This window comes from Mycobacterium sp. 4D054, assembly GCF_052245755.1.
Taxonomy (GTDB): Bacteria; Actinomycetota; Actinomycetes; order Mycobacteriales; family Mycobacteriaceae; genus Mycobacterium.
Window position 1 is genome coordinate 1 of the sequence record NZ_JBQQCF010000084.1, and the last position, 10,297, is coordinate 10,297.

A 10,297-nucleotide genomic window follows, 5' to 3' on the forward strand; every position below is an offset into this window, starting at 1 on the left:
TCACCCGATGCGCGGCCTCCACCCGATACTCCGGGGTAAACGAACGCCGACGACCAGACATACGAACATCCTTCCACGGGACCACCGTCCCGCTATCTCAGATGTCCACTACTTCTGGGGAACCTCAATGCTTACAGAACCGGCAATCTCGATCGTGGATGGAATCGCTTGCCTAACGGCGACGCCTCGACAGGGGTCCTGACACGTGAAGCCGCGGCTGAGGCAGGTATTTCTGCAGATGACTGTGCGCCGAACCCATATCGAAGCGCGGGCTAGCGCCGCGCTCGATAACGCTGAGTTCGTCTGTGGAACCACGTACGTTGGGGCGGCAAATTGGCTGGCTACGCATATGCCGCAGGAAGCGTCAACATGTGATGACTGACAAACTTTGACTGCTGGCGTGAACGTAGCTTGATGGTTCAGCCTGTACTTGTCCATCCCTAGCCGCTCTGACAGCGTCTCGGATGGGTTTGTGAGCCAAAAGGCTCCTTGGTGTCGACCACGGCCGAAGTTGTCCTGATCATCGTGCTGGTATTCGGGATCGTGCTGGTGATTTTCGCGGCGATCTATGCCTGGAAGAAGTGGGTGAACGGCACTTGGTTCGAGCAGCGCATTGACCGGTTTTTTGATCGGCTCAACGATCTGTTCGGCCTTTAAGCAAGGCGCCAGCGCCTGACTGTGGGCCTTAGATACGCGATCTGGTGATCATGCGCGCATAAGGCCCAAAGTCGGCGGCGGCTCAGCTGTCGCGTTCCGCTCGTAGAGACTTGAGGCGACGTTGCTCGCGGAGCACCGCCTGGTAGCTCTCGCGTTCGGCCGTCAGCCATTCGGGCTTCTCTTCGAGCAGGGCGTTGATCTGCTCGGTGGTGAGCGCACCGTCGACGTCGTTGCGGGCCAACGCCGCGATCGAGACGCCGAGCTTGGCAGCGACGAGGTTCTTCGGGTGCGGCCCGTTCTTGCGCAGATCGGTCAGCCACTGCGGCGGGTCGTCCTGCAGCGCGGCCAGCTCGGCGCGGGTGATCGGATTCTGCTGGAAGTCCTCGGGCGTCGCGGGCAGGTAGACGTCCAGCTTCTTCGCCGCGGTCGCGGGCTTCATGGACTGCGCGTTCGGCCTGCTCATGGCTAGAGCTTAACGACGACACCCGCCGGTAGCCTGATGCGGTGACCCGGCCCTCGCTGACCCTCGGATACGTCCCGGGTGCGACGCCGGGAAAATGGGCGCGAACCTGGACGGACCGCCACCCGGAGGTGCCGCTGCACCTGCGCAGTGTCACCGCCGCCGACGCCGTCGCCGCGGTCCGAGACGGCAGCGTCGACGTCGCGGTGCTGCGATTGCCCGCCGACCTTTCGGGTCTCGCCGTCATCCCGCTGTACGAAGAGACGACGGTCGTGGTGGTGCCGGTCGAGCACGTGCTGACCGCGGCCAACGAGGTCGACCCGGGTGAGTTGCTCGACGAAGCCATCCTGACTCCGCTGGACACCGTCGTGGACTGGCCGCACGCGCCCGGTGACCCCGTCGAGCATCGGCCCAAAACCACCGAAGCGGCAACGGAACTCGTCGCAGCTGGGCTCGGGGTGCTCCTCCTGCCTCAGTCGCTGGCCCGGCTGCATCACCGCAAGGACCTCACGTATCGACCCGTGGTCGGCGCTCCGACCTGCTCGGTGGCGCTCGCCTTCCCCGAGGGACCACAGTCGGAAATCCTCGAGGAGTTCATCGGGATCGTGCGCGGTCGCAAACCCGGCTCGTCCCGCGGGCAGGCCGCACCGGAGCGCAAGCGGACGGCGCGGGAGAAGACGCTGGCCAAACAGGCAGCCCGCGCCGCCGCGGGGAAAGTCACGCGCAAGCCCGGGCGCGGCCGTCGCTGACCCATGGTCCAAGGTAAGGCTTGCCTCTATCGGCGTGTGCTCCTACATTAAGCGGAAAGTTTTCCGGTTAATTAGGGGTGAGACATGGCCCGACGGCTACGCGCGACCCAGGCGGCGGTGACGGCCTCGGTCGCCATGGCGTTGGCGACGGTCACAGCGCCCGCTGCGACTGCCGATCCCGCGGTTCACGCCGACCCGATGGCAGCAGATGACTTCGCGATCATCTCCGAGGTGCCCTCGCTGGCAGAACTCGACGCACAGATTCGTCTCCTGGTCGCCTCGCCCGCCCCGGATGACGTCAAGGCCGCGCAACTGGAGGGCGGTTCGCGCGCCGTCGTGGTGCCGAAGATGATCTACCGCGTCGGCTTCTTTCGGCCGCCCAGAGGGTCGAGCATGGTCACCGGCCCCGAGACCCACGAGCCGGACAGGCACACCGCGGTGATCAACGCGAGTCGGCAGGGTGCGCCGACCGTGCAGGTCGTCGCCGAATGGCGGCGTATCGACGGCCGGTGGAAGCTGGCGAGCAAATCACTGTGCAACGGCATCAAGACGATCGGCCTGCCGGTCCCGTGCAACTTCGAATGATCGAAACATCGTTTCTCGCCAAGAGTTTCGGCTCCACACTGGTGCTCGACGGCGTCTCCGTCGAGCTTCCGGCAGGTACGGTGACGGCACTGCTGGGCCTCAATGGAGCAGGCAAGACCACGCTTCTGCGGCTGATCGCGGGACTGGATCGCCCGGACCGCGGCACCGTCACGGTGAACGGTCGCCCGCCCAACGGGGACCCCGACCAGGTCGGTGTTCACCTCGGCCCCGGCGCGCTCGATCCGCGCCAGACGGTCGTGCGGCACCTCAGGTGGCTGGCTGCGCTCGCCGGTGCTGCGGCGGACAGGGTCACCGACGTTCTGGAGGAAACCGGGCTTTATACGCAGCGCCGGGAGCGGATCGGCGCGCTGTCGCTGGGCGCCAGGCAGCGGCTGTCCATCGCGGGCGCGCTGTTGTGCCGGCCACGGGCGTTGCTGTTCGACGAACCGCTCAACGGCCTCGACGTCCCCGGGATCGTCTGGTTCCGTGGGCTTCTCCGACGACTCTCCGACGACGGGTGTGCGGTGGTCGTAGCGACGCATCTGCTCGCCGAAGTCGTGCTGTCCGCCGATCACGTGCTGCTGCTCGACAGCGGCCGTCCGCGAGTACACGGTGCCCTCGATGACGTCATACCCACCGGCTACGAACCGCGCGATTGGTTGGAATCGGCACTGCTCGATGCGGCGATGTACGCATGAGCGTGGCACCAGTGGTGCGCGGTGCGCGCGCCGAGATGGTCCGGACGGGCGGCCGGAGTCGGCTGTGGACGGTCCTGATCCCTGCCGCGGTGGTGCTGCCGGCGGTGATCACGTTCGCGATCGCGATCGCCGCCGAGACCTTCGCGCGCATACCGGGGCAGATCTCGGTCCTGCAGGTGCCGACCTCCAACGCGGCCTATTGGGTGATCACCGTCACCACCGCGGTGGTGGCAGTGGCCGCCTCCGACGGGCAGGCCTGCGAGAGTCGTTACCACACTGGGGAATACGTTCGCCTGGCGGCTCACCGCCAGTGGCCGGTACTGGCAGGCCGGTGGTGGTTCTACGGCACGCTCGGCGCTGCGGCCGCCGCCCTCACGCTTCTCGCGGTGCTCCTGTTACTGCCGGTGGCCTCGCCGCACGTCTACGGATCGGTGTCGGCGACCGATCCGGTGGCACAGCGGCTGCTGTGGACCGTGCCGCTGCTGAGTTTCTTCGCCGCCGGCGCCGGTATCGGCGTCGGCGCGCTGACCCGGTCGCCGCTCGGCTCCGCGGCGGTGATCCTGTTGTGGGTGTACGCGGTTGAATCCGCCGCGGGATATCTCCCCAGTGGCGCGTTCCTGCAGCGGTTCATGCCGGTTCTCAACGGCGTCTACGCCACCGGCCAGGACGCGGTGCTCATTCCTCCGTGGAGCCAGAACGCCGCTCTGCTCTACGTGTGTTCACTGTCCACGGCGATCTTCCTGGTCGCCGCTGTCGAAAGGACTGTCCGCCATGGCTGATTCACCTCTCCCGCTCGCCGAGCGGGGTGACGCCGACCTTCCCGGCCACTGGCTGCTGGCCCGACTGGGCAAGAGAGTGTTGCGCCCGGGCGGGCTGGAGCTGACGACGCGTCTGCTTTCGGCCGCGCGTATCGAGGGCGCAGACGTCGTCGAGCTCGGGCCTGGACTCGGCCGCACGGCGACCGACATCGTCGCCCGGAAACCGCACTCCTACGTCGGCGTCGACGACACCGCCGCGGCGACCGAACAGGTGCGCTCCATCGTCGCCCCGGTCGGTGGCACGGTGGTCGTCGCCGACGCGGTGTCGACCGGGTTGCCCAAGGCCAGCGCTGACGTGGTGGTCGGCGAGGCCATGCTCACCATGCAGGGCGACAAGGCGAAGCGTGCCATCATCGGCGAAGCGTTCCGTGTGCTGCGGCCGGGCGGCCGTTACGCGATCCACGAGTTGGGGCTGACCCCCGACGGCCTGTCCCAGGACATCAAGGACGACATCCGCCGCGACATGTCGCGGGCCATCAAGGTCAATGCCCGCCCGCTGACCACTGCCGAGTGGACCACGTTGCTCACCGACGCGGGCTTCGAGATCTCGCGCGTCGACCACGCGCCGATGGCGCTGCTCAACCCGGCACGCGTGCTCGCCGACGAAGGACCCCTCGGTGCGCTGCGCATCGTGGGCAACTTGATCCGGCGTCCTGCGGCACGTCGGAGGGTCATCGGCATGCGCAAGACCTTCCAGCGGTACCGGCACTCGCTGACCGCCGTTGCGGTCGTCGGCGTCGTACCTGGGCAATGACACACTTGACTCATGGCAGTGGTGAGCAGCGCCGCCGGCGAGACGCGGGACCGCGCAGCGGGCCGCCAGCGCCACAGGGTGCTGGGTCTGTTACGGGAAGCCGACGGTCCGGTCGATGCCCAGGGTGTCGCCGATCTGCTGCAGATCCACATCACCACAGCGCGGTTCCACCTGTCGACACTGGAAGCCCAGGGGTTCGTGCGGCGCGCGGGCAGTCGCAAATCGGGAGCCGGGCGGCCCAAGCTGACCTACGAGCCGGCGCCACGACTCGACTACGCCGACATCGTGTCGCTGTTCGCGACGCATCTCGGTGGCACCGCCGAGGAGCGGGAAACGCGAGCACGCCGCATCGGGGCAGACCTGGCGCACCGCGTGCGGCTGGCCAGGGCCCGCGACGAGACCTCGGTCGGAGACCTCGTCGTGGCGACGCTGACCGAGTTGGGTTTCCAGGTGCGTTCGGTGATGTCGTCCTTCGGTGAGGTGACGGTGCAACTGTGCACCTGCCCCCTCGCTGAGGTCGCCAAGACCGCACCCGAGGTGGTTCGCGGTATCCAGCAGGGATTGATCCAAGAGGTGATCGACCTCAACGCCGACGCGGTCGGCGGCCGCTACGGTGTGGCGGTGACACCGGATCCCCATGGGGGTTCGTGCGAAGTCGGATTGGTGCTCCGCCCTACACGTGTGGTGGCGGACGACAGTGAAGGAGTGTGAGTCATGGACGTGGTGTCCCTGAAAGAGACCGCAGCCGAACAGCTCGAGGCTGCTCGCAATGCGCGCGCGGGCCGGGCCGCGCACACCGTGTACGGCGGGCACGAACACAAGTTGCGCCAGACCGCGATCGCGCTGCTGGCCGATCAGCGCCTCGACGATCACGAAAGCCCGGGTGAGGCAACACTTCTGGTGCTACACGGCCGGGTTCGCCTCAATACGTCGAGCGCATCGGCCGAACTCGGCGAGGGTGAGTACCTGATCATCCCCTCGGAACGGCACAACCTTGCCGCGCTGGAGGATTCCGTGATCCTCCTGACCGTCGTCACCGGGATCTGACCCTCAGATCGACAAGGTGCCGTCGTCGTTGATGGTCCACTCCGGGTTCAGTGCGACCTCCCAGACGTGGCCGTCCGGATCGGCGAAGTAACCCGAGTAACCGCCCCAGAACACCCGTTCGGCGGCCTTGAGGATTGTCGCCCCCGCGGCGTGCGCCTGGGCGAGCACCGCGTCGACATCGGCTTCGGTGCGCTGATTGATCGCGATGGTGATACCGCTGAACCGGCCGTCGACAGGATGGTGCGCATCCGCGGCGAGGTCGGCCCGTCCGAACAACGCGAACGCGAGGCCGGGCAGCTGATAGAACACGACGCCGTCCGGAGCGGCCTTCGGCACCCAGCCCAGACCCTGTTCGTAGAACCGACGCGCACGGACGAGGTCGTCGACGCCGAGGGTGATCAGGCTGATGCGTTGCTCCATGAACGCACGGTAGCCCGCGGCGGCGACATCTCACTCAGCCCAACAGCGTCGACCAGAACTCGACGGTCACTGCTGCCTGCCTCGCGTCCGGCTCGACCGTCCCGAACTCGGCGGAGACGTAGTCGGCAAGGTTCGCGCCGCGGATGACGACATCGGTGCGCACCACCGACAGCACCGGATGCCCGGACAATCCATGGCCGGCCGGCAGGTAGTGGTGAGAACAGATCGGCACCAGCATCGGCGCACGCTCCAGGTGGTAGCGCGCGGTGCGCAGCGCGTGCTTCGTCTGCGCCGGCCGCCGACCCCAGCCGTCATACCAGAACCGATCCCACTCGACGGCGAACAGCACGCCCACGATGGGCAGTTGCAGCCGTCTGGTCAGACTTCTGCGGCCTTCGGCGCGCCAGTTCGGCCACGACCCGCCCGTGGGCAGTCCTGCCGCCAGGAACGCGCGGTGATCGTCGGCGAACTCGACACCCACCTCGTGCTCGACACGGTCCAATTCGTCGTCGGACATGCCACGCTCGATCGTCACGGTGCCTGCTGCGTCGAGGCGCCGAGCAGCCTCGGCTCCGAGGGTCACCGCGGCTTCGTACACAGGACGTGCCGATTCAGAAGCTGTGCTGCGGACCCTGGGCCTTCTTGTACAGCGCCTTGAGCATTCGGTCACGGAACGCCGCGTTGTCGATGAGCTTCACGCCGGCGTTGGCCAGCTTGGGCTGTCCGATCAACTTGTGCATGTAGCGGCCGCGCCGATACTCCCTGCCCCACGCAGCCTCCATGCGCTGCGCGTAGTTGGTGAAGTCGTCGGGACCGCCGTTGGTCAGCGCCGCCACCGCGCATTCGCCTGCGGCCAAACCGGATTCGAGCGCCTTGGAGATGCCCGCGCCGGAGGCCGGCTTGCCCGCCCCCAACGAGTCACCGGTGAACAGCACGCCGGGACGCCACGGCGGCCACGCGGTGAAGCCCATCGGCAACCGCCACGCGCGCACGCTCTTGTTCTTCTTGAGCTCCTCGATCGGCGGCAGATCCCACTCGCGCGGCAGCGTGCGCAGGAAGTCGCCGAGGAACTGCGTGGCATTGATCGACTGCCAGTTCTTGTAGCTGTTGACGTAGCCCAGCCCGATGTTGAAGAGTCCGTTGCCCATCGGGAACACCCAGCCGTATCCGGGCAACTGGTCGCCCTGGAACATCAGCTTCAGGTAGATGTCCAGCGAATCGGAGTCCGGGCGGTTGGCCGGCATCTCTGAGCGGATCGCGATCGCGGAGTAGCCGTTGTACTCGGAGTCGATCTTCAGCGCCCGCTTGATGGGGGAGTAGGCGCCGTCGGCGGCGATCACCGCGTCGCCGTACACCTTCTCGCCGCTCTTGAGCACCACACCGATCACCCGTCCGGTGGCGTCGAACTCCGGCCCGGCGACCTCGGCGCCCTGCCGGATCTCGGCCCCGGCCGACTCCGCGTGCTTGAGCAGCACGGTGTCGAGGTGTTCCCGGCTCACGGTGTGACCGTGGTCGGGCATGCCGGGACGTTTGGGGAACGACAGCTCCCAGCGGCTCGGGCTGAACACCGTGACCCGGTTCACCCGGTGATAGGTGGCGACCTCGTCGGCCAGGCCCATCTTCTGCAGGTAGCTGACCGCACGGGCGGTCAGACCGTCACCGCAGGGCTTGGAGCGGGGAAACTGTGCCTTGTCCAGTACCACTACCTTGGCACCGGTCTGCGCCGCCTGCCACGCGGCGGCTGACCCGGAGGGTCCTCCACCTGCGATGACCACGTCGTATCGCTGCGTCATGAATCTCTCTCGTCGAGCGGCTGTCGCTGGAGATAGTACCCAAACTCCCTGTATGTGCGCGGCGGGCGAATTCGCCTGGCCACACCGGGTCATGACGGTGAGCCGAGTGTGACGTCACGCGGTCTTAGCAGGTCAGCAACGCTGGGGCGGGTACAGTGATCGCGTGCGACGAGGGTCGAGGACGCGTTCCTCCGAAGAGCCGGGTGCCAAGGTGGACGCCCGCAGCGAACGCTGGCGTGAGCACCGCAAGAAGGTGCGTTCGGAGATCGTCGACGCCGCGTTCCGGGCCATCGACCGGCTGGGACCCGAGGTCTCGCTGCGCGAGATCGCCGAAGAGGCCGGCACCGCCAAACCCAAGATCTACCGCCACTTCACCGACAAGTCCGACCTGTTCCAAGCGATCGGTCAGCGCATGCGGGACATGCTGTGGGCGGCGATCTTCCCGTCGATCAACCTCTCCACCGATGCCGCGCGCACCGTGGTGTACCGGGCCATCGAGCAATACGTCCGACTGGTCGACGAGCACCCCAACGTCATCCGTTTCCTGATGCAGGGCCGCTTCGCCGAGCAGAGCGAGTCGGCGATGCGCGCACTCAACGAGGGCCGCGACATCACATTGGCGATGGCCGACATGTTCAACAACGAGCTCAGCGACATGGAGCTCGACTACGCGGCCTTCGAACTCGCCGGGTTCGCGACCTTCGGGGCGGCGGCTTCGGCCACCGACTGGTGGTTGGGCCCCGAGCGCGACAGTCCGCGGCGGCTGCCGTCGGAGAAGTTCGTCGACTACCTGACCACCATCATGGTCGGCTCCATCAACGGCACCTGCGAGGTGCTGGGCATCAAGATCGACCCTGACGTGCCGCTGCACGAGGGCGTCAAACGCCGCGAAGAGGTCGCCTGACCCTCTTCGCCGAGATCGCGTTCCACGTGCACTTTTCGCGCGAACCGCCGCGCGGAATGCAGTTTCGGCGGGTCCGGAAATTGAGGCAGATGCCTCATGTGGCGCGACGGGCGCGCGCCGACGATCTACAGGCATGAACACCTACCTCACCCCCCGGGCCGCCGCCGCGGCCGTTACCGCACATCCCGTCCTTCCCGCCGGAGACGACGAACGCTTCGTCGGGTTCGGCATCATGGGGCTGCCCTTCTCGAACGGCCACTACCTGGCGTTGCGACAGTTCCCCGCAACGACTTTCGTACCCGCCTACGTCTCCGTCTGGCACCGAGACCCGGCATGCACGTGGACCTTCTACGCCACCACACCCGGCCAGCAGAGTTGCGCGCGGTACTTCAGCTCGGCAACCCCCAACGATCCCGTGCAGTGCGACATCGGCCTGACCTGGGAGTCGCCGTGGTCGGTGCGCATCGAGATCCCCGGACTGCTCCGATGGACGGTCGAGATGCGCAACACCTGGGCCACCCGGCTGATGACGTCCATCGGCGGGCGGCTGCCGGAGTCGGCGTGGACCAATCCGTCGACGCTGTCGCTGATCAGCCGGATCGCCGGCCCCACCCTCGGGGTGGGCGACATCCGGCTCACCGGCACCGCCGCCAACGGCCAGCGCTACATGGTCGCCCCGAGAACGGTGTGGGCTGTCAGCGCGTCTGAGGCGATGCTGCGCGGTCAGGACCTCGGTCCGATCGGCCCGTTGTTGCGCCAGGCCCGGCTCGGGGACTTCCGGCTTCCGCAGCGCGGCATCGGCGTGATCGGGTCCGGCCACTTCGAGAACTTCGACGCCGATCGGCATCGGGCCGCCGAGCGCACCGTGGCGTTCGGCTGACCAGTGCGAGCGTGAACAGGCAGAATCAGCGGATGGCGCCGCCGGCCGAGCATCCGGCCCGATCGCCCAGCAGAGCCGAACTGCTGGCGGCGCTGTCCATTGCCATCGACCTCGGGCTCGGGCAGCCGGCCGAGCACATGCTGCGGTCGGCGGTCATCGCCACCCGGATCGCCGACCGGCTGGGATTGGACCGCGCCGAGCGCGACTGCTGCTACTACATCGCGTTGCTCATGTGGATCGGATGTCACGCCGATTCGCACGAGTACGCACGCTGGTTCGGTGACGACATCGCCGTGCGGCATGACTCCTACCTCGTCGACTGGTCGGGTCTGCCGTACCTGCGGTTCCTACTCGCCAACACCGGCCGGGGACAGCCGCTGCTGCACCGATTGAGCGTCATGGCAAGGTCAAGTCCATGGGCGTGGTGTACGACGCTGTCGTGTGATTCTTCGAGTTAATGGTTCAGGCGGTCAGTGCCGCGGGGGTGGCCTCCTGTTCGGTCGGGGTGTCGTTGACGGCGCGTGATTTGCTG

14 protein-coding genes and 1 pseudogene are annotated in these 10,297 nt (G+C 67.1%); 11 read left to right on the forward strand and 4 right to left on the reverse strand.

All coding sequences use genetic code 11. From position 1 onward, the window contains the following. Positions 1-492: 492 nt before the first annotated feature. The gene (locus ACTWP6_RS29015) at positions 493-657 is read left to right on the forward strand and encodes a hypothetical protein (protein WP_260751318.1); all 165 of its coding nucleotides are present in this window, start codon (positions 493-495) and stop codon (positions 655-657) included. 82 nt (positions 658-739) lie between these two features. Here the strand turns inward: ACTWP6_RS29015 and ACTWP6_RS29020 are convergent, their stop codons facing one another. Then, a complete protein-coding gene (locus ACTWP6_RS29020) occupies positions 740-1,120 on the reverse strand; it encodes a DUF5997 family protein (RefSeq protein WP_260751319.1) in 381 nt (126 codons plus the stop codon). 41 nt (positions 1,121-1,161) lie between these two features. On the opposite strand from ACTWP6_RS29020, the gene ACTWP6_RS29025 reads away from it, so the two are divergent. The 7 genes from ACTWP6_RS29025 to ACTWP6_RS29055 all read left to right on the forward strand — a co-directional run bounded on the left by ACTWP6_RS29025 (position 1,162) and on the right by ACTWP6_RS29055 (position 5,768). Next, a complete protein-coding gene (locus ACTWP6_RS29025; protein ID WP_260751320.1) occupies positions 1,162-1,866 on the forward strand; it encodes a LysR substrate-binding domain-containing protein in 705 nt (234 codons plus the stop codon). 135 nt (positions 1,867-2,001) lie between these two features. Further along, the gene (locus tag ACTWP6_RS29030) at positions 2,002-2,451 is read left to right on the forward strand and encodes a hypothetical protein (protein WP_396885454.1); all 450 of its coding nucleotides are present in this window, start codon (positions 2,002-2,004) and stop codon (positions 2,449-2,451) included. Then, the gene (locus tag ACTWP6_RS29035; RefSeq protein ID WP_260751322.1) at positions 2,448-3,149 is read left to right on the forward strand and encodes an ABC transporter ATP-binding protein; all 702 of its coding nucleotides are present in this window, start codon (positions 2,448-2,450) and stop codon (positions 3,147-3,149) included. Before ACTWP6_RS29030 ends, ACTWP6_RS29035 begins: the two co-directional genes overlap by 4 nt. Beyond that, the gene (locus tag ACTWP6_RS29040; protein ID WP_260751323.1) at positions 3,146-3,928 is read left to right on the forward strand and encodes an ABC transporter permease; all 783 of its coding nucleotides are present in this window, start codon (positions 3,146-3,148) and stop codon (positions 3,926-3,928) included. The genes ACTWP6_RS29035 and ACTWP6_RS29040 overlap by 4 nt, the downstream gene beginning before the upstream one ends. Beyond that, on the forward strand, positions 3,921-4,721 hold the full coding sequence (locus tag ACTWP6_RS29045) for a class I SAM-dependent methyltransferase (protein WP_260751324.1): 801 nt from the start codon (positions 3,921-3,923) through the stop codon (positions 4,719-4,721). Before ACTWP6_RS29040 ends, ACTWP6_RS29045 begins: the two co-directional genes overlap by 8 nt. A 12-nt stretch (positions 4,722-4,733) precedes the next feature. Further along, entirely contained in the window at positions 4,734-5,432 is a 699-nt protein-coding gene (locus ACTWP6_RS29050) for a helix-turn-helix transcriptional regulator (RefSeq protein WP_260751325.1), read from the forward strand. Positions 5,433-5,435: 3 nt separating this feature from the next. Beyond that, complete coding sequence (locus ACTWP6_RS29055; protein WP_260751326.1) at positions 5,436-5,768, forward strand: cupin; 333 nt, start codon at positions 5,436-5,438, stop codon at positions 5,766-5,768. A 3-nt stretch (positions 5,769-5,771) separates the two neighbouring features. Here the strand turns inward: ACTWP6_RS29055 and ACTWP6_RS29060 are convergent, their stop codons facing one another. The 3 genes from ACTWP6_RS29060 to ACTWP6_RS29070 are packed head-to-tail and all read right to left on the reverse strand — an operon-like array spanning position 5,772 to position 7,981. Then, positions 5,772-6,188: a VOC family protein gene (locus tag ACTWP6_RS29060; RefSeq protein WP_260751327.1), complete on the reverse strand. Its 417-nt coding sequence runs from the start codon at positions 6,186-6,188 to the stop codon at positions 5,772-5,774. 34 nt (positions 6,189-6,222) lie between these two features. Continuing rightward, complete coding sequence (locus ACTWP6_RS29065; protein WP_260751328.1) at positions 6,223-6,771, reverse strand: hypothetical protein; 549 nt, start codon at positions 6,769-6,771, stop codon at positions 6,223-6,225. Positions 6,772-6,799: 28 nt separating this feature from the next. Beyond that, on the reverse strand, positions 6,800-7,981 hold the full coding sequence (locus ACTWP6_RS29070) for a geranylgeranyl reductase family protein (RefSeq protein ID WP_260751329.1): 1,182 nt from the start codon (positions 7,979-7,981) through the stop codon (positions 6,800-6,802). Between the two features lie 163 nt (positions 7,982-8,144). Here ACTWP6_RS29070 and ACTWP6_RS29075 point away from each other — a divergent pair, with 163 nt between their 5' ends. The 3 genes and pseudogenes from ACTWP6_RS29075 to ACTWP6_RS29085 all read left to right on the forward strand — a co-directional run. Beyond that, positions 8,145-8,885, forward strand: a complete 741-nt coding sequence (locus ACTWP6_RS29075) for a TetR/AcrR family transcriptional regulator (protein WP_260751330.1) — start codon at positions 8,145-8,147, stop codon at positions 8,883-8,885. Positions 8,886-9,018: 133 nt separating this feature from the next. Beyond that, positions 9,019-9,765, forward strand: coding sequence for a hypothetical protein (locus ACTWP6_RS29080; protein ID WP_443189494.1), 747 nt, complete (start codon positions 9,019-9,021; stop codon positions 9,763-9,765). Between the two features lie 32 nt (positions 9,766-9,797). Further along, positions 9,798-10,169, forward strand: a pseudogene (locus ACTWP6_RS29085) (HD domain-containing phosphohydrolase); the annotation flags it as partial. Positions 10,170-10,297: the final 128 nt, after the last annotated feature.

Coding starts and splice junctions, on each gene's coding strand:
- ACTWP6_RS29050 (WP_260751325.1), top strand. CDS start 4,734: ATGGCAGTGGTGAGCAGCGCCGCCGGCGAGACGCGGGACCGCGCAGCG.
- ACTWP6_RS29080 (WP_443189494.1), top strand. CDS start 9,019: ATGAACACCTACCTCACCCCCCGGGCCGCCGCCGCGGCCGTTACCGCA.
- ACTWP6_RS29040 (WP_260751323.1), top strand. CDS start 3,146: ATGAGCGTGGCACCAGTGGTGCGCGGTGCGCGCGCCGAGATGGTCCGG.
- ACTWP6_RS29020 (WP_260751319.1), bottom strand. CDS start 1,120: ATGAGCAGGCCGAACGCGCAGTCCATGAAGCCCGCGACCGCGGCGAAG.
- ACTWP6_RS29035 (WP_260751322.1), top strand. CDS start 2,448: ATGATCGAAACATCGTTTCTCGCCAAGAGTTTCGGCTCCACACTGGTG.
- ACTWP6_RS29030 (WP_396885454.1), top strand. CDS start 2,002: ATGGCGTTGGCGACGGTCACAGCGCCCGCTGCGACTGCCGATCCCGCG.
- ACTWP6_RS29055 (WP_260751326.1), top strand. CDS start 5,436: ATGGACGTGGTGTCCCTGAAAGAGACCGCAGCCGAACAGCTCGAGGCT.
- ACTWP6_RS29060 (WP_260751327.1), bottom strand. CDS start 6,188: ATGGAGCAACGCATCAGCCTGATCACCCTCGGCGTCGACGACCTCGTC.
- ACTWP6_RS29070 (WP_260751329.1), bottom strand. CDS start 7,981: ATGACGCAGCGATACGACGTGGTCATCGCAGGTGGAGGACCCTCCGGG.
- ACTWP6_RS29045 (WP_260751324.1), top strand. CDS start 3,921: ATGGCTGATTCACCTCTCCCGCTCGCCGAGCGGGGTGACGCCGACCTT.